The following is a 17,463-nucleotide window of genomic DNA, read 5'->3' as shown; positions in this document are numbered from 1 at the left end:
GCCACCAGCTATGGTGCCGCCGCCACCCTGCTCACAGGGTTTCTGGTATTGCTCGGCACTGCCGCCGCCGGTGAACCGGCGCGCCGCTACGAGGCCGCCTTGCTCAAGACCCTGGGCGCTTCGCGTCGTAAGATCTTGCTGAGCTTTGCCCTGCGCTCGATCATTCTGGGTGCAGGAGCCGGGATTGTGGCGCTGTCGGCCGGGATCGCCGGGGCCTGGGCAGTAAACCTCTATGTGTTTGAAACCGCCTATGTGGTGATCTGGCCCAATGCGCTGGCGGTGATTTCAGGCGGGGTGCTGACTACATTGCTGGCAGGGTTGATCTTTGCCTGGCGCCCCCTGGCCGCCCGCCCTGCCCGAATCCTGCGCGCCCGCGAGTAGCTGGGCAAGACAGACAGATTGTAAAACAGAAAACCCCCGGACCACTGCGATCCGGGGGTTTTCTATTCCGAAACAAGACTGCTGCGGGTTTCAGCCCGCCGCTGCTTTGGCCGTTGCCCCGGCGCCACAGGCCACGGGTTGCAAAATGCGCATCAGGTCATGGTTGTCACAGACCAAGGCCTCAAGCGTGATGTCATCCAGCGAGGCGTAAAAGGCCTGCGCTGCATCCGCGAGCGCCACTTTCAAACGACAAGCACTGGCCAGCGGACAGGTGTTGTCCGCATCGGCAAAGCATTCTACCATCGGCAGCGCGCCTTCCACATCGCGAAACACATCCCCAATCTGGATTTCAGCAGGCTGACGTCCCAGGGCCATGCCACCATTGCGACCCCGTTGGGTGTGCAGATAGCCCAATTGGCTCAGCTGGTTGATCACCTGGGCCAGGTGGTTCTCAGAGATATTGCAGCACTCGGCAATTTCCGATTTGGTGACCAGACGGTCGGCGTTGGCGGCACAGTACATCAACAGACGGACTGCGATATTGGTCCTTTTGGTAATGCGCATGATCTGGCCTCCGGCTAAGTTTAAGCTCAGGCCTTATTGCACAGCCAATCAAAAAGCGGTTTGACATACATCAATTGGCCTGGCCGCAAAAAACGGAACCCTGATCAAAATGATGTCTCCTCCTTACTTCTTTGGCTATGGTAGCCTGGTGAACACCGCCACCCATGAATACCTTGATCCGCAGCCCGCAAGGCTCAGCGGCTGGCAACGCAGCTGGTGCCACACCTCCCTGCGCGATGTGGCCTTTCTGACCGTGGTTCCGGCACCAAAGGTTGAGATCGACGGGCTGATCGCCGCTGTTCCAGATGCCGATTGGGAGGCGCTGGACGCCCGCGAGTTCGCCTATGATCGCCTCTCCGCCGATCACCAAATCAGCCATGCACTGGCCAATGAGCCGGAAATCTCGCTCTATGCAGTGCCGCAGGCGCAACAGGATCAGGGCAGCCAGCACCATCCGATTTTGCTGAGCTACCTTGATGTGGTGGTGCAGGGACATCTGCAGATTTTTGGCGAAAGCGGCGTTCGCGATTTCTTTGCCACAACCAAGAGCTGGGAGGCCCCCATCCTCAACGACCGCGCGGCCCCACGCTACCCGCGCCATCAGCAGCTCAGCAGTGCAGAGACCCAAATGGTCGATGAGTTTCTGGCCGATCTCAACGCCCAGATCATTTGTTGATTGTCAGCGCAACATCCGCGCCACCGCCCGCGCCGGGCCTGCCCGGCGCCCGGCCCAACTGTGTCGTCCCATTCTGTGAATGGGGCTGAGCAGGCGGGAGCCCCCCCTTTGCCATGTCACAGGCTCACAAAAAAGGGCAGCCCGCCTTCGGACTGCCCCATTTGTTTTAGTGCTTTGGTGCTTTACTAGCCGCGGGCCTGCACGACCGACATCAGCGACAGCAGCACACTCATATCCGGTCCGCGCTCGCGACCAGTAACGGCCTTGCGCAGCGGCATGAACAACCCTTTGCCCTTGCGCCCTGTGGCTTCCTTCACGGCGGTGGTCCAGCTCTTCCAGCTTTCCGCATCATAGGGACCTTTGGGCAGCAGCGTCATCGCCTCAGCAATAAACGCGGCATCCTCATCCGCAATCAGCGGCGCGGCACCGTTCTGGCACAGGTCCCACCAACCGCCGAGGTCCTTCAGCGTGGTGATGTTCTCCTTGGCCATCTCCCAAAAGGCGTCTTGCTTCTCCGCCGGCACGCCCAGGGCCTCCACATGCGGCTTCACCTCTTCGAGTGACAGCGACTGCAGGTAGCGCGCTGTCAGCGGATAGAGATCCTCGACGTCAAACTTGGTTGGCGCTGCACCAAAGCGATTGATGTCAAAGCCCTCGACCAGCTCAGACATCTCCTGGCGCACTTCAACCGGATCCGAAGAGCCCAGCCGCGCCATCAGGCTCAGCAGCGCCATTGGCTGCACACCGGCCTCACGCAGATCGCGCAGCGCCAGGGTGCCAAGACGTTTGGACAGGGCTTCCCCCTGCGGGCCAGTCAGCAGGGAGTGATGGGCAAATTCCGGCACCGTGCCGCCCAGCGCCTTGATGATCTGGATCTGGGTTGCGGTATTGGTCACATGGTCCGAACCGCGCACCACATGGGTGACGCCCATCTCGGTATCATCCACCACCGAGGCCAGCGTATACAAGAACTGACCATCGCCACGGATCAGCACCGGATCCGACACAGAAGCGGCATCAATCGAGATATCGCCCAGCACGCCATCTGTCCATTCAATGCGCTCGTGATCCAGCTTGAACCGCCAAACCCCATCGCCGCGCTCACCCCGCAGGGCGGCTTTTTCCTCATCCGACAGCGCCAGCGCCGCCCGGTCGTAGACCGGAGGCTTGCCCATATTGAGCTGCTTCTTGCGCTTCAGATCCAGCTCAGTCGGGGTCTCAAAGGCCTCGTAGAACCGGCCAATGCTGCGCAGCTCATCAGCGGCGGCGATATAACGCTCTAGCCGGTCCGACTGACGCTCAACCCGGTCCCAGGTCAGGCCAAGCCATTCCAGATCCTGTTTGATGGCATCGACATATTCTTCTTTGGAGCGTTCCGGATCGGTGTCATCAATCCGCAGAATGAACTCACCGCCTGCCTTGCGGGCGATCAGATAATTCATCAGCGCGGTACGCAGATTGCCGACATGGATGAATCCAGTGGGCGAGGGGGCAAAACGAGTGGTGGTCATCAGATATCTCCTGTTGTCTTGCCCATCTCACATGGGGCTTGCTTTGTCCAGTTTTTGACAGCCCCTGCTTTCGCAGCCCCGGCCTGCAATTTGGTTAATCCCTGACAGCTGCCTTCTTTGGTAGCAAGTTGCCTGCAGGGATATCCTCCAGGCACACAGTTGCGTGATTCCCCCCCCAAAACCCCTTTGTCTGTGGGTCTATTGCGCTAACCTCAAAGGCGTTTCGGATCGCCAGAACACCCCAGCCACTCCGATGTTTCCACCAGAGAGGACCACCCATGACCGTAAAATTCACCCGCCGCACAGCCCTTGCCGGTGCTGCTGCCCTGCCCCTCGCCGCGACGGCCCGCAGCGCCAGCGCCGAGGCCAAGCCAGCCCCCGCCGCCAAGACCCGCAGCTTCAAGCTTGGCAGTTTCTCCGTGACCACGCTGCTGGATGGCAGCCGACCTGTTGGCGATGCCAAGGCCATTTTTGGCGGCGGTGCCTCTGATGCGGAGTTTGCCGAGACCTCTGCCCAGAACTTCATTCCCGCCGATATGGCGCAGTTTTTCTTCACCCCCACCCTGGTTGACACCGGCAAAGAAAAAATCCTGTTCGATACCGGCCTTGGACAGGGCGGCATTCAGATGGCCTTGACCGAGGTTGGCCTGACACCGCAGGATATCGATGTTGTGGTGCTCACCCATATGCATCCCGACCATATCGGCGGGCTGACCACAGAGGGGGCCGAGACCTTTGCTGGCGCCCGCTACATCACTGGACGGCAGGAGTTTGATTTCTGGGGCGCGCAGGAGGCCGGTCATCGCATCGGCGATCTCATGGCCCAAAAACTGACGCCTTTTGCAGAGAAACTCACCTTTCTCGAGGACGGCGGCGCGGTCGCCTCGGGTATCAGTGCCGTGGGTAGCTTCGGTCATACCCCCGGCCATATGGGCTATATGCTGGAAAGCGAAGGCCAGCAGCTGATGCTGACGGCGGATCTGGCCAATCACTATGTCTGGTCCTTTGCCCATCCCGAATGGGAGGTCAAATTCGACATGGATAAAGAGGCCGCTACCGCCTCCCGCCGTAAGGTCCTGGATATGCTGGCCAGCACCCGTACGCCAATGATTGGCTATCACATGCCCTTCCCGGCTGCCGGGTTTGTCGAAACCCGTGACTCCGGTTATCGCTTTGTCCCGGTGAGCTATCAGATGATGGGGTGAGTGCGCCAAAGGCAGGCGTTGTCCGCGACGACCTCGGGCAACGCATCACGCACCGTGTTTTCTAATCACCAGAGTGTCGACATGTTCGGGCGGTTTGAGACTGCGCCTTCAGAGCGATAACCTTAGAACCGCGACAGGCGGAAGGCCTGTGGATCAACCACAGGCGAATCGCCGGTCACCAGATCTGCCGTCAACCGACCAGCGCCCGGCCCGATACCAAACCCATGGCCACTAAAGCCAGTTGAGACAAACAGCCCCGGCAGATCATCCACCTGCGAGATCACCGGAATGCCGTCCGGTGTCACATCAATCAAGCCCCCCCAGCTCTGCACCACATCGGCGCCCTGCAGCACCGGAAATGCCTTTTGCGCCGCTTCCCAGCCCTGTTTGATCGCCTTTTGCGACGGGGCCGGATCCAGCATCCGGTGTTTCTCAAAGGGTGTTGGATATTGCTCCAACCAAGTGCGGTCCTGAGCCGCCTCTTCGCGCCAGCGCCCAGAGCCGGTAAAGCGGAACTGCAGTGACCGCCACTCCTGCAAGTAGCTCGGCAGGAATTTCAGGCCCAAGCGCAGCGTATCCGGCACGATATCAACAATATTCTCGGTGCCATTGGCGATGGTATAGCCGCCGTCCAGCCGCTTGCGCAGGGAAAATCCATTGCTCCAGATCGCATTTTCAGGGCCGCCCTGCACTGCGGATGTGCGCAACACCGAGTTCAAAACCTTGAGCTGTGGCAAGGCGATACCTGCATTGCCAAGGAAAAGCCGCGACCAGGCACCGCCTGCGACAACAACCGCGGAACAGGCCACGCGCCCCCGTTCGGTCATCACGCCACTGATGCGGCCCGCTTCGGTCTCCACCGCGCGCACCGCGCATTCCGTCATCACCTTTGCCCCGGCGGCCTGCGCGGCCAAGGCAATGGCATGGGTTGCCAATTGCGGCTCAGCCCGACCATCCTGGGGCGTGTAAAACCCCGAAATCACCTTGCCTTGGAATCCCGACATCAGATGCGCAAGCAATTCCCCGCGCAGCATCTGCCCCGGCTGATCCACTGTCTCCAGATTGGCGGCCCAGGTCTCGAGCTTGGCCTCTTCGCGGCCACGTTCAGCGGTATAAAGGATACCGGAGCGTCGATAGCCGGTGGCATGTCCGGTGCGGGCATCCAGCCCCTCCCAGATCCGCATCGCCTCGGCCATCAAAGGCAGCTCACGCGGGTCGCGCTGCGACATCCGCACCCAGCCCCAATTGCGCGAGCTTTGCTCCCCAGCGATCTGGCCTTTTTCACAAAGCAAAACGGAATAGCCACGCTCCACCAGCTCCAGCGCGGTGGAGGCACCGATGATGCCACCGCCAATGACAACCGCGTCAACGCGTTTGGGCAGGGCAAGGTCGGCTTGGAAATGAGGCAGCTTAGGTCCAGGCATGGAATGGTCTATGCCGCGCCAAATGTTTTGGGTCTAGGGGACAAAACACTGCGCTGACTGCGCAGGAACAAAATGTGATCTTTGGGACGCATCATTGGATCTCCGGCCAAAAGGAATTTCTGGAAAAACACATAAAATCAGGCAAGTGACGCAAGGGCAGTCTGAAAGTTCCCCATGCTGTCTTTGCTATAATAGTTAACGACCGTCCCGAAAACGATTGACAATAGGATAGCGGCGATCAAGCCAGAAGGCCCGCGGCGACAGGCGCGCGCCCGGTGCCGACTGGTAGCGCTTGTATTCGCTGATATAGATCAGGTTCTCCACCCGTTGAACTGTTTCGCGCGCGAAACCTTTGGCCACACAATCGGCAACCGACCCATCCTGATCGACCAAAATTTCCAAAATGGCATCCAGCTCCGGATAGTCCGGCAGGCTGTCGCTGTCTTTTTGGTCATCGCGCAGTTCAGCTGAGGGCGGTTTGTCGATCACATTAGGGCGAATAACCTCGCTCGCAGGCCCCATCATCCAGGGGCGGTGATTGGCATTGCGCCAGCGGCAGGTCTCAAACACGCGGGTTTTGTAGAGATCCTTGATCGGATTGTAGCCGCCGTTCATATCGCCATAGATCGTAGCATAGCCCACCGCGACCTCGGATTTGTTGCCGGTGGTCAGCAGCATCTCGCCAAACTTGTTCGACATCGCCATCAGCAGCAGACCACGCAGGCGTGACTGGATGTTTTCCTCGGTGAGGTCCTCGTCTCGCCCGGCAAACAACGGCGCCAGAGTATTGGTGATGGCACTGCGACCTTCAGCGATTGGCACATAGTCGTAATGCACGCCCAGGGCCTCGGCCACGGCCTCGGCATCCTCCAGTGATTCCCGGCTGGTGTATTCCGAGGGCAGCATGACGCAGCGCACGTTTTCAGCCCCGATGGCATCCACGGCGATCGCGGCCACAATGGCAGAATCCACCCCGCCCGAAAGCCCCAGCAGCGCCTTCTTGAAGCCGGTCTTGCCCATGTAGTCACGCAGGGATTCCACCATCACCCGGTAGTCCTGCTCCCATTCGTCCGGCAGATGCGCCTTATCGCCCTCCACTGCGCGCCAGCCTTCAGGACCGCGCTCAAGATCAAGCTGCGTAATCGCCTCATCAAAGACCGGCATCTGCAGCGCCAACGCCCCATTGGGGTTCAGCACAAAGGTGCCACCATCAAAGACCTGATCGTCCTGACCGCCAACCATATTGAGGTAGATCACCGGCAGGCCGGTCTCAACAGCGCGGGCCACCATGTGATTCTGCCGCACTTCCATCTTGTTGCGATAATATGGCGAACCATTGGGGATCAGCAGGAATTCGGCGCCGGTTTCTTCCAGCGTTTCCGCCACATCCTCGTGCCAGCCATCTTCGCAGATCGGAGAGCCGATGCGCGTGTCGCCAACCGCATAGGGACCACCCAGCGGCCCGACATCAAAAATCCGCACCTCGTCAAAAACGGTCTCATTGGGCAAATGGTGTTTCAAACAGCGAGAGGCGATCTTGCCTCCCTTGAGCACCAGATAGGCATTATAGAGCTTGCCCTCTTCGGCCCAGGGGCAGCCAATGGCCAGGGCGGGCCCATCGGCGCAGTCAATGGCCAGCTGTTCGGCGGCCTCCATGGCAGCCTGGTGAAACACCTGCTTCATCACCAGATCCTGGGTGTTGTATCCGGTCAGGAACATCTCAGGCAGTGCCACCAGATCCGCCTTGGCCGCACGCCCGGCCTGCCAGGCCTCGCGCGCCTTTGCTGCATTGCCCGCAAGATCCCCAACGGTGGGGTTCATCTGCGCCAGTGTCACCCGGAAACGATCTGCCATCCTGCACAAGCCCTTTGCAAAACATCTTCCAAGTCGTTTATCAGATCAGCAGCCAAGGAAAAGACCCGAGCGCAAAAGACATTGCGACAAACGTGAGGCTCGCTTAGTTTCCCAGCAAGTAACCCATTGGCAGACGCAATTCCCCGAGCTGGCCCAGACCAGTGCACGGCAGACAGAGGTTTTTATGACCGGTTTCAGCAGAACGCTTGCGACACTCTCCCTTTTGACCCTGGCCTCCCCCTTTGGCAGCACCGCCTGGGCCCAGGACGGCACCATCATCACCAATGAGGACGAAATCGGAGGTATATACGAGGGCACCTTTCGCGGTGGCCTGCAGCATGGCACCGGCACTTACCGTCTGCCCAATGGTTATGAATACTCTGGCGACTGGGTCGACGGAGAAATCCTCGGCCAGGGTGTCGCACGCTTTCCCAATGGCTCGGTCTATGAGGGGGAGTTTGCCAAAGGCAAGCCCGAAGGACTGGGCAAGATCACCTTTGCCGATGGCGGCACCTATGAGGGCGAATGGCTGGCTGGGGAGATCAATGGCCAGGGCGTTGTGGTCTATGCCAATGGGGTGCGCTTTGAGGGCAGTTTTGTGCAGGGCCAGCACCAGGGCAAGGGCGTGTTGCAGATCCCGGGTGGCTATTCATACAGCGGCGACTGGGTCGAAGGCCGCAAGGAAGGCAGCGCCCTGATCACCTATCCTGACGGCACCACCTACAAGGGGGAGGTCCGCAATGGCGAACTGCACGGGGTTGGAACTCTGACTATGCCGGATGGGTTGGTCTATGAAGGCGACTGGGCCGACAGCCAGATGCAGGGCGAGGGCACGTTGACCCAGCCAAATGGCGATGTCTATTCCGGCCCGCTGGAACAGGGGCGACGTCAAGGCATCGGCACCCAGACCCATGCCAACGGCGATGTTTTTGAGGGCATGTTCCAGGACGATCTGCGTCATGGCACCGGCACCTTCACCAAAACAGACGGCTATACCTATACCGGCGACTGGCTGGCCGGTCAGATCGAAGGCCAGGGTCGCGTCACCTACCCTGATGGATCAATCTACGAAGGACAGTTCCAGGACGACCTGTCCCATGGCACCGGCAAGATCACCTATCCCGATGGCTCCACCTATGAAGGCGACTGGATCGCCGGGGTGATCGAAGGCAGCGGCATTGCCACCTACCCCAATGGGGTCACCTATACCGGTGCCTTTCAGAACGCCCGCAACCATGGCCAGGGGGTGATGACCGATGCCAGCGGCTACCGCTACGACGGGGGCTGGCAGGATGGCCAACGCCATGGCAAAGCCCGCGTGACCTATGCAGATGGCTCGATCTACACGGGTGATTTTGTCAACAGTCAGCGCCACGGCAAGGGCAAGATCGAAATGCCCAGCGGCTTCACCTACGAAGGCGATTGGACCGAGGGCAAGATCACCGGCGCAGGCACTGCCACCTATACCAATGGCGACATCTATGTCGGTGCCTTTGTCAACGGCAAGCGTCAGGGCCCGGGCACCATGACCTATACGGGCGGACAAACCGTCAGCGGCGAATGGACCAATGGTGCTCCGCCCACCGCAGGAACGTCAGAGGCCACACCCGAAGCAGACACCGCACCTGAAGGGGAAACCGAGACAGGGGATGGCAACTAAACGGTTGCCATCATGAATTGACGCCCCACGTCGCATTTCTCACTTTTCATTCACCTTCACCTCTGTATAAATCACCTCATGACAGTTTGCGCAGATATCCCTATGACCGACACCGCCCCGCGCGGTGCGTCGCTGCGTGCCCTACTGCTCCTAGTCCGCCTCTGAGCGTGCCATTCGGCGCGTCCGCTCAGAGGAGATCGGTAGTCGCGCCACAAATGGACCTAGGACAGAATTCAGAAAGCTACAGACATGACCAACTCGATTGACAAAGATCGCGTATTGATCTTCGACACCACCCTGCGCGATGGCGAGCAAAGCCCCGGCGCCACCATGACCCATGACGAAAAGCTCGAGATTGCCGAGCTGTTGGATGACATGGGTGTCGACATCATCGAAGCCGGTTTCCCCATCGCCTCTGAGGGGGATTTCAAAGCGGTCAGCGAAATTGCTGAACGATCAAAGAACTCGGTGATCTGCGGGCTGGCGCGCGCCAATTTCAAAGACATCGACCGCTGCGCCGAGGCCGTGCGCAACTCGGCGCGCCCCCGCATCCACACCTTTATCGGCACCTCGCCGCTGCACCGCGCCATTCCCAATCTCACCATGGATGAGATGGCCGACAAGATCCACGAGACCGTGACCCATGCCCGCAATCTGGTGGACAATGTGCAATGGTCGCCGATGGATGCCACCCGCACCGAATGGGACTACCTCTGCCGGGTGATCGAGATCGCCATCAAGGCCGGCGCCAGCACCATCAATATCCCCGACACCGTCGGCTACACCGCCCCGGCCGAAAGCGCCCATCTGATCAAACGTCTGATCGAGACCGTGCCCGGTGCAGACGAGGTGATCTTTGCCACCCATTGTCACAACGACCTTGGCATGGCGACGGCGAACTCGCTGGCCGCCGTTGCAGGCGGCGCCCGTCAGATTGAGTGTACCATCAATGGTCTCGGCGAACGGGCAGGCAATACCGCACTGGAAGAAGTTGTGATGGCGCTGAAGGTCCGCAACGATCTGATGCCCTGGAAAACCGGCATCGACACCAAAAAGATCATGCATATCTCGCGGCGCGTCGCCACGGTTTCCGGCTTTGCGGTGCAGTTCAACAAGGCCATCGTTGGCAAAAACGCCTTTGCTCATGAAAGCGGCATCCATCAGGATGGCATGCTGAAGAACAAAGAAACCTTTGAGATCATGCGCCCAGAGGACGTCGGCCTTTCCGGCACCTCCCTGCCGCTTGGCAAGCACTCTGGCCGGGCGGCGCTGCGCGACAAGCTGAACAATCTGGGCTTTGAGGTGGGTGACAACCAGCTCAAAGATCTCTTTGTGCGCTTCAAGGAACTGGCCGACCGCAAGAAAGAAGTCTTTGACGACGATATCGTCGCACTGATGCGCTCCGGCGAAGACGCCGAAAACGACCATCTGCAGCTGGTCTCGATGAAGGTTGTCTGCGGCACCGGCGGTCCGGCAGAGTCCACTGTTGAGATGGAAGTCGATGGCGAGGACGTCACCCAAACCGCCGAGGGCGATGGTCCTGTCGATGCCACCTTCAAGGCGATCCGCAAGATCTATCCCAATACCGCCCGCCTGCAACTCTATCAGGTGAACGCCGTGACCGAGGGCACTGATGCCCAGGCCACCGTCTCTGTGCGACTGGAAGAGGACGGGCTGATCGCCACCGGCGAAAGCGCCAATACCGATACGGTTGTGGCCTCGGCCAAGGCCTATATCAACGCGCTGAACCGGGTCATCGTACGACGCGGCAAAGTCGGCGAAGGTGCCGATACCCGCGAGATTTCCTACAAAGACGTCACCTGAGACCAGGCTCACATGCTACCGCGCGCCGCACCTTCTGTGGCGCGCGGTGTTCCAGTTGCGCGGATGCGCCTCCAACCTGAGCCGAGGTCTCAGCTCAGGTTGCCAAACAACCTGTCAAGCCTTGCACACTCTTCCTCTGTGCCAAAGGGCGCGTTGACCAGGAACATCCCCGATCCAATCATCCGATGGCCTTCCCGCGCTGGAGGAAACCGCACTTCGTGGCGCAGGGCACCCGGCAGGCCCTGGTTTTCCAGCGCCCGCAGCATCGGGACATGAGCGCCATCCTTCAGGAGGGGATACCACAGGGCGATCACCCCGACGTTCCATTTGCGATGCAGATGGGCGATGATGCCGGGGATGCGGCCGTAGTCACTTTTGATTTCATAGCTTGGATCAATCAGCAGGATACCGCGCCGCGGGGTTGGCGGTGCCAGGGACTGCGCCAGTTCAAACCCATCCTGCAGATGCAGCTTGGCGCGGTGGCGTGGCAGGGCCTGACGCAGGGCCTCATGTTCACCGGGATGCAGCTCGGCAAAATGCAGACTGTCCTGCGGCCTCAACAGAGTGGATGCAATCAAAGGTGAGCCGGGATAGGCCGTTGCCCCATGGCTCTCCTGACAGCTGGCCAAGGCCTGGCGCAGCGGATGGTCAGCAGGCAGCAGGCCATCACCCACAACGCGATCAATCCCGGCAGCAGCCTCGCCGGTTTTCACCGCTTCAGGTGCATCTAAATGGTAGAGCCCGCGCCCGGCATGGGTCTCGATATAGCTGATCGGCTTGTCCTTACGGGTCATGTAGGACAGGATCACCGCCAAAAGCGCGTGTTTTTGCACATCCGCCAGATTACCAGCGTGATAGATATGTTGGTATGAAAGCATGGCACCGGCTTTAGCGCGAATTTGCGCCACACGAAACCCTAAGAAACTGCTGCTGTCCTTCCCTCGTTGGCCCTTTGCAACCCCAAAAGGCAGGAGAGCCGCAAAGCCCCATTGCGGCGCAGGTACAGGCCTGATGCCCAGAATATTGTCTCAGCCGGCGAAAAGGCGCTAGTTGACCCTAAAACGCCCTTTCGCGGCGGCGCTGCGCTGGTATAAGACCTTGATCTGCGACCCTTGCGGAGTCGCTCTCAGCTGCAGTTCAATAGGATCACTTTTTATATGGCGCTTTTCGGAAATCTTGGCGGGTTGTTCACCACGGACATGGCCATCGACCTCGGTACCGCAAACACGCTGGTCTACGTCAAAGGCCGCGGCGTGATCCTGTCGGAACCCTCTGTGGTGGCCTATCACATCAAGGATGGTGTAAAAAAAGTGCTGGCCGTGGGTGAGGATGCCAAGCTGATGTTGGGGCGGACCCCCGGCAGCATTCAGGCGATCCGTCCCATGCGTGAAGGGGTGATTGCTGATTTTGACACCGCCGAGGAAATGATCAAACATTTCATTCGCAAGGTCCACAAACGCTCGCCCTTCTCCCGCAAACCAAAGATCATCGTCTGTGTGCCCCATGGTGCGACCCCGGTTGAGAAGCGGGCCATTCGAACCTCTGTGATTTCTGCTGGGGCCGGCCGCGCCGGGTTGATCGCAGAGCCCATCGCTGCCGCCATTGGTGCAGGCATGCCGATCACCGACCCTACCGGCAACATGGTTGTTGATATCGGCGGTGGTACAACTGAGGTTGCGGTTCTGTCGCTGGGCGACATCGTCTACGCCCGCTCGGTGCGTGTTGGTGGTGACCGCATGGACGAGGCGATCATTTCATATCTGCGGCGCCAGCAGAACCTGCTGATCGGGGAAGCAACCGCCGAGCGGATCAAGACCTCTATTGGCACCGCCCGCATGCCCGATGATGGCCGCGGCCAGTCGATGCAGATCCGCGGTCGCGACCTGCTGAACGGCGTGCCAAAGGAAATCGAAATCTCTCAGGCCCAGGTGGCCGAGGCTCTGGCCGAACCGGTGCAGCAGATCTGCGAAGCAGTGATGACGGCGTTGGAAACCACGCCGCCGGATCTAGCGGCTGACATTGTCGATCGGGGTGTTATGCTCACCGGTGGCGGTGCCCTGCTCGGCGATCTGGATCTGGCCCTGCGCGAACAAACCGGCCTGGCCGTTTCAATCGCCGATGAATGCCTGAACTGTGTGGCCCTTGGCACCGGTAAGGCGTTGGAATTCGAAAAGCAGCTGCGCCACGCCATCGACTACGACAGCTGATCCCCCGCCAAGCCCCGCTCTGAACCAGGGCGTGGCCTGACAGGCGCCAGAAAGGAGCCCCTTGGCCAAAGACCGCTCCCAGCGCGAAGACTACACAACCCCGCTGCGCCGCCTGCTGGTTGCAGTGTTGTGTCTGTGCCTGGTGGCCCTGTTTCTGGTCTGGCGCATCGACAGCCCGCGGGTCGAACGCTTTCGAGCGCAGCTGATTGATGCGGTGGTGCCAAATATGGACTGGGCCATGGTGCCGGTTACCGGCACTGTTAATCTGTTTCGCGATTTCCAAAGCTATCAACGGCTGGCGGATCAGAACCGCGAATTGCGGTCGGAGCTGCGTCAGATGCGCGCCTGGAAAGAGGCCGCCTTGCAGTTGGAACAAGAAAACGCCCGCCTGCTGGATCTCAACAATGTGCGCCTCGACCCCAAGCTCACTTTTATCACCGGTGTGGTCATGGCCGATAGCGGCTCACCGTTTCGCCAGTCGGTGATTTTGAACGTCGGTGCCCGCGATGGCATTCAGGACGGCTGGGCTACCATGGATGGCATTGGCCTGGTGGGGCGGATTTCCGGCACTGGAAGCAATACCGCACGGGTGGTCCTGCTCACCGATGCGGCCAGCGCAGTCCCCGTTACCATTCAACCCTCTGGGCAGACCGCCCTGGCCACTGGCGACAACAGCGCCGCCCCCTTGCTGACCTTTCTGGAGAACGCAGATCTCGTTCGACCCGGCGACCGGGTTGTCACCTCGGGTGATGGCGATGTGTTTCCTGCCGGGCTGCTGGTGGGTCAGGCCACCCTGGACCGCAATGGTCGCATGCGGGTGCGTCTCTCCGCCGATTATGAGCGCCTGGAATACCTGCGGGTGCTGCGCCACCACGGCACCCAGGTCATTCGCGACCCCGGCGGCCTTGTTGTCCCCACGCCTGGCACCAATACGCCAAGATCCCGCCCCGAAAACCTGGGGGCCGAAGACATCCCGCCAGAAGCTGGCAATGGAGCTGGCAATGGCTGAGATCACCTCCACCAAGATCCTGCTCATGCGGGTCAGCTTTGCGGCCCTCGCCATTTTGGTGATCTTTTTTCATCTGCTGCCACTGGACACGCTGGCCCGCAACTGGGCCCCGCCGGACCTTTTGATGCTGCTCGCCATGGCCTGGACCCTGCGCCGTCCGGACTATGTGCCGATCTTGCTCCTGGCTGCCCTGTTGCTGATGGGTGATTTTCTGTTTCACCGTCCACCGGGACTGTTGACCCTGCTGGTGGTGCTGGGCTGCGAGCTACTGCGCACCCGCGCGCAGACTCAACACGAGACAACCTTTGTTGCCGAATGGCTTTCGGTGGCGCTGGTAATTATGGTGGTCACCATCCTGAACCGCTTTGCCCTATCGATATTTGCCATCCCGCGCGCCCCTGTAAGCCTGTCTGTCATCCAGATGTTTGCCACCATTGCCGCCTATCCGCTGGTGGTCCTGTTCAGCCAAGGCTTGCTCGGAGTGCGCAGGCTGTCAGCGGCTGAGGCTGAAGTTATGGGAGGACGTCCATGAGGCGCAGCCCAAAGGACCTGGAAGGGGCACATCGTAAACTGAGCCGACGGGCGCTGCTCCTGGGAGGCTTGCAGCTGGGTTTTGCCGGTGCTTTGGCAGCGCGGATGCGGTATTTGCAGGTGGATCAGGCCGACCAGTTCCGCCTGCTCGCCGAAGAAAACCGCATCAATATCAGGCTACTGGCCCCGGCCCGTGGTGAGATCTTTGATCGCAACGGCACGACACTGGCGCATAACTCGCCCTCTTATCGGATCATCATCGTGCCCGAAGATGCCGGCGATGTGGAAGAGGTGATTGCCAAGCTCTCGGAACTGATCCCCCTGCCGCCCGAAGATCTGGAGCGCGCCCGTACCGAGATGCGGCGCTCACCGCCCTTCCTGCCAATCACCCTTGCAGATCAGCTCAGCTGGGAGGATATCTCTAAGGTGGCGGTCAACGCCCCTGCCCTGCCCGGCATCACGCCCGAGGTGGGCCTGACCCGGATCTATCCGCAGCTCAACGATTTTTCCCATGTGGTCGGCTATGTCGGCCCGGTCTCGGACTATGACCTTGGCAAACTGGAGGCTCCCGACCCGATCCTGCGGATCCCGCGATTCCAGATCGGCAAGGTCGGCTTTGAGGCCAAGCGCGAGGACGTATTGCGCGGCACTGCCGGGGCCAAACGGGTCGAGGTCAATGCCACCGGCCGGGTGATGCGCGAGCTGGACCGCCGCGAAGGTCAGGCCGGGGCCGACATGCAGCTGACGGTGGATGCCGCACTGCAAAACTACACCCAGGCCCGGCTCGGCGCTGAGAGCGCCGCCGTGGTGGTGATGGATTGCGACACCGGTGATCTGCGGGCGATTGCCTCAGCCCCCAGTTTTGATCCCAATCTGTTTGTGCGCGGTATTTCAGTGGGCGACTACCGGCTGCTGACCGAAGACCCCTACCGTCCGCTGGCCAACAAAACCGTGCAGGGCACCTATCCGCCGGGCTCCACCTTCAAGATGGTTGTCTCTTTGGCGGCGCTCGAAGAGGGACTGGTTGGCCCCGAAGACACTGTATATTGCCCCGGCCACTTAGAAGTTTCAGGCCGCAAGTTCCACTGTTGGAAACGCGGTGGCCACGGCCATGTCGACCTCAATACCTCGCTCAAGCAATCCTGCGACGTCTACTATTACGACCTGGCGATCAAGATCGGAATCGACAAGATTTCCGCCATGGCCAACCGGCTGGGGCTGGGCCTGCGCCATGATCTACCAATGTCGGCGGTGGCCAGCGGCCTGGCGCCAAACCGGGAATGGAAATCACGGGTGAAAGGCCAGGACTGGCTGGTGGGCGATACCGTGAATGCCTCGATTGGCCAGGGCTTCATGCTGGCCTCGCCGCTGCAACTGGCGGTGATGACTGCACGTCTCGCCACCGGGCGCGATGTCAGCCCGCGTCTGATCAAATCCATCGACGGGGTCGAGCAGCCATCGGGTGCCGGCGAAAACATGGGGTTGAACGAAAACAACCTGCGCATGGTGCGGCGCGGCATGTATTCGGTCAGCAACGACCGGCGCGGCACCGGCTATCGATCACGTATCATCGCCGAGGGCATGCGCATGGGCGGCAAAAGCGGCACCAGTCAGGTGCGCAACATCACCGCCGCCGAACGCGCTGCCGGGGTCATCAGCAACAAAGACCTGCCCTGGGAGCGTCGCGACCATGCGCTCTATGTCTGTTTTGCGCCCTTTGACAAACCCAAATATGCCATCTCGGTAATTGTTGAACATGGCGGTGGTGGCTCCAAGGCAGCCGCGCCGATTGCCCGTGATGTCATGCTGCAGGCGCTATATGACGGCACCCCACCGCTAGAGGCCTACCCCAAGGGCGACCGCAGCCGTATCAAGGCGCTGCAGGAACGCCTGGAACGCGAACGTATCGAGCGCGACCAGAACCAGGGCAGTGACCGCGCATGAGCTATCTTGAGTATAACGCCAAATCGACTCCCTCGGGCCTGCGCAAGATCCTCTATCTGAACTGGCCATTGATCCTATTGCTGGCCTCGGTCGCCGGGGTTGGATTTCTGATGCTCTATTCCGTGGCAGGTGGTTCTTTTTCGCCCTGGGCCGAGCCTCAATTCAAACGCTTCCTCCTGGGCATGGGGGTGATGCTGGTGGTTGCCATGGTGCCGATCTGGTTCTGGCGCAATATCTCGGTACTGGCCTATCTAGGCTCCGTCTTGTTGCTCTTGGCAGTTGAATTCTTTGGCTCCGTGGGCATGGGGGCGCAGCGCTGGATCGATCTTGGTTTCATGCGATTGCAGCCTTCCGAGCTGATGAAGATCACCTCGGTGATGCTGCTGGCGGCCTATTACGATTGGCTGCCGCCCGAACGCAGTTCGCGTCCTATTTGGGTCATGGTTCCGGTGATCCTGATCCTGCTGCCGGTGTTTCTGGTGCTACGTCAGCCTGATCTCGGCACCTCGATCCTACTGGTGGCTGCTGGTGGCGGGGTAATGTTCCTCGCCGGAGTTCACTGGGCCTATTTTGCAGCCGTTATTGCGGCGGGTGTCGGATTGGTCACAGCGGTCTTCCAAAGCCGGGGCACCGAGTGGCAATTGCTCAAGAACTACCAATACCGCCGCATCGA

The 17,463-nt window shown here is 60.2% G+C and carries 15 protein-coding genes; 10 read left to right on the top strand and 5 right to left on the bottom strand.

The annotated features are described in order from the left end of the window. Positions 1-381, top strand: a 381-nt coding sequence (locus tag ABJP42_RS11890; protein ID WP_348340583.1) for an FtsX-like permease family protein, incomplete at its 5' end; no start/stop codon positions are given. A 90-nt stretch (positions 382-471) separates the two neighbouring features. Here ABJP42_RS11890 and ABJP42_RS11885 read toward each other — a convergent pair. Next, on the bottom strand, positions 472-945 hold the full coding sequence (locus ABJP42_RS11885) for an RrF2 family transcriptional regulator (RefSeq protein ID WP_348340581.1): 474 nt from the start codon (positions 943-945) through the stop codon (positions 472-474). A gap of 112 nt (positions 946-1,057) precedes the next feature. Here ABJP42_RS11885 and ABJP42_RS11880 point away from each other — a divergent pair, with 112 nt between their 5' ends. Next, positions 1,058-1,621: a gamma-glutamylcyclotransferase family protein gene (locus ABJP42_RS11880; protein WP_348340585.1), complete on the top strand. Its 564-nt coding sequence runs from the start codon at positions 1,058-1,060 to the stop codon at positions 1,619-1,621. A 185-nt stretch (positions 1,622-1,806) separates the two neighbouring features. Here the strand turns inward: ABJP42_RS11880 and gltX are convergent, their stop codons facing one another. Beyond that, positions 1,807-3,132 (bottom strand): glutamate--tRNA ligase, encoded by a 1,326-nt coding sequence (gene gltX, locus ABJP42_RS11875; protein WP_348340579.1) that lies wholly within the window; start codon positions 3,130-3,132, stop codon positions 1,807-1,809. A gap of 278 nt (positions 3,133-3,410) precedes the next feature. On the opposite strand from gltX, the gene ABJP42_RS11870 reads away from it, so the two are divergent. Then, positions 3,411-4,337, top strand: a complete 927-nt coding sequence (locus ABJP42_RS11870) for an MBL fold metallo-hydrolase (RefSeq protein ID WP_348340577.1) — start codon at positions 3,411-3,413, stop codon at positions 4,335-4,337. A 122-nt stretch (positions 4,338-4,459) separates the two neighbouring features. Here the strand turns inward: ABJP42_RS11870 and ABJP42_RS11865 are convergent, their stop codons facing one another. Together ABJP42_RS11865 and ABJP42_RS11860 are read right to left on the bottom strand one after the other, a co-directional pair. Further along, entirely contained in the window at positions 4,460-5,761 is a 1,302-nt protein-coding gene (locus ABJP42_RS11865; RefSeq protein ID WP_348340575.1) for an NAD(P)/FAD-dependent oxidoreductase, read from the bottom strand. A 195-nt stretch (positions 5,762-5,956) separates the two neighbouring features. Next, positions 5,957-7,615 (bottom strand): NAD+ synthase, encoded by a 1,659-nt coding sequence (locus ABJP42_RS11860; protein ID WP_348340573.1) that lies wholly within the window; start codon positions 7,613-7,615, stop codon positions 5,957-5,959. A gap of 184 nt (positions 7,616-7,799) precedes the next feature. Here ABJP42_RS11860 and ABJP42_RS11855 point away from each other — a divergent pair, with 184 nt between their 5' ends. Further along, on the top strand, positions 7,800-9,275 hold the full coding sequence (locus ABJP42_RS11855; RefSeq protein ID WP_348340571.1) for an MORN repeat-containing protein: 1,476 nt from the start codon (positions 7,800-7,802) through the stop codon (positions 9,273-9,275). Positions 9,276-9,524: 249 nt separating this feature from the next. Next, a complete protein-coding gene (locus tag ABJP42_RS11850; RefSeq protein WP_348340569.1) occupies positions 9,525-11,099 on the top strand; it encodes a 2-isopropylmalate synthase in 1,575 nt (524 codons plus the stop codon). Positions 11,100-11,188: 89 nt separating this feature from the next. On the opposite strand, the gene ABJP42_RS11845 is transcribed toward ABJP42_RS11850, so the two are convergent. After that, on the bottom strand, positions 11,189-11,977 hold the full coding sequence (locus tag ABJP42_RS11845; RefSeq protein ID WP_348340567.1) for a 23S rRNA (adenine(2030)-N(6))-methyltransferase RlmJ: 789 nt from the start codon (positions 11,975-11,977) through the stop codon (positions 11,189-11,191). A gap of 279 nt (positions 11,978-12,256) precedes the next feature. Between ABJP42_RS11845 and ABJP42_RS11840 the strand changes: the two genes are divergently transcribed. From ABJP42_RS11840 to ABJP42_RS11820, 5 genes are all read left to right on the top strand, one after another. Then, the gene (locus tag ABJP42_RS11840; RefSeq protein ID WP_348340565.1) at positions 12,257-13,306 is read left to right on the top strand and encodes a rod shape-determining protein; all 1,050 of its coding nucleotides are present in this window, start codon (positions 12,257-12,259) and stop codon (positions 13,304-13,306) included. A gap of 61 nt (positions 13,307-13,367) precedes the next feature. Further along, positions 13,368-14,315, top strand: a complete 948-nt coding sequence (mreC, locus tag ABJP42_RS11835; protein WP_348340563.1) for a rod shape-determining protein MreC — start codon at positions 13,368-13,370, stop codon at positions 14,313-14,315. Beyond that, entirely contained in the window at positions 14,308-14,847 is a 540-nt protein-coding gene (locus tag ABJP42_RS11830) for a rod shape-determining protein MreD (protein WP_348340561.1), read from the top strand. The genes mreC and ABJP42_RS11830 overlap by 8 nt, the downstream gene beginning before the upstream one ends. Then, on the top strand, positions 14,844-16,790 hold the full coding sequence (mrdA, locus tag ABJP42_RS11825; RefSeq protein WP_348340559.1) for a penicillin-binding protein 2: 1,947 nt from the start codon (positions 14,844-14,846) through the stop codon (positions 16,788-16,790). The genes ABJP42_RS11830 and mrdA overlap by 4 nt, the downstream gene beginning before the upstream one ends. Further along, a partial coding sequence (locus ABJP42_RS11820) for an FtsW/RodA/SpoVE family cell cycle protein (RefSeq protein ID WP_348340557.1) occupies positions 16,787-17,463 on the top strand: 677 nt, incomplete at its 3' end. The genes mrdA and ABJP42_RS11820, both read left to right, overlap by 4 nt.

The sequence above is a fragment of the Pseudophaeobacter sp. genome (assembly GCF_039971195.1).
In the GTDB taxonomy this organism is placed as follows: Bacteria; Pseudomonadota; Alphaproteobacteria; order Rhodobacterales; family Rhodobacteraceae; genus Pseudophaeobacter.
This window is presented reverse-complemented; position numbering and strand designations above follow the sequence as displayed.

What these genes read in the sequence shown, in the direction of transcription:
- ABJP42_RS11885 (WP_348340581.1), bottom strand. Translation starts at nt 945, where the DNA reads ATGCGCATTACCAAAAGGACCAATATCGCAGTCCGTCTGTTGATGTAC.
- ABJP42_RS11880 (WP_348340585.1), top strand. Translation starts at nt 1,058, where the DNA reads ATGTCTCCTCCTTACTTCTTTGGCTATGGTAGCCTGGTGAACACCGCC.
- gltX (WP_348340579.1), bottom strand. Translation starts at nt 3,132, where the DNA reads ATGACCACCACTCGTTTTGCCCCCTCGCCCACTGGATTCATCCATGTC.
- ABJP42_RS11870 (WP_348340577.1), top strand. Translation starts at nt 3,411, where the DNA reads ATGACCGTAAAATTCACCCGCCGCACAGCCCTTGCCGGTGCTGCTGCC.
- ABJP42_RS11865 (WP_348340575.1), bottom strand. Translation starts at nt 5,761, where the DNA reads ATGCCTGGACCTAAGCTGCCTCATTTCCAAGCCGACCTTGCCCTGCCC.
- ABJP42_RS11860 (WP_348340573.1), bottom strand. Translation starts at nt 7,615, where the DNA reads ATGGCAGATCGTTTCCGGGTGACACTGGCGCAGATGAACCCCACCGTT.
- ABJP42_RS11855 (WP_348340571.1), top strand. Translation starts at nt 7,800, where the DNA reads ATGACCGGTTTCAGCAGAACGCTTGCGACACTCTCCCTTTTGACCCTG.
- ABJP42_RS11850 (WP_348340569.1), top strand. Translation starts at nt 9,525, where the DNA reads ATGACCAACTCGATTGACAAAGATCGCGTATTGATCTTCGACACCACC.
- ABJP42_RS11845 (WP_348340567.1), bottom strand. Translation starts at nt 11,977, where the DNA reads ATGCTTTCATACCAACATATCTATCACGCTGGTAATCTGGCGGATGTG.
- ABJP42_RS11840 (WP_348340565.1), top strand. Translation starts at nt 12,257, where the DNA reads ATGGCGCTTTTCGGAAATCTTGGCGGGTTGTTCACCACGGACATGGCC.
- ABJP42_RS11830 (WP_348340561.1), top strand. Translation starts at nt 14,308, where the DNA reads ATGGCTGAGATCACCTCCACCAAGATCCTGCTCATGCGGGTCAGCTTT.
- mrdA (WP_348340559.1), top strand. Translation starts at nt 14,844, where the DNA reads ATGAGGCGCAGCCCAAAGGACCTGGAAGGGGCACATCGTAAACTGAGC.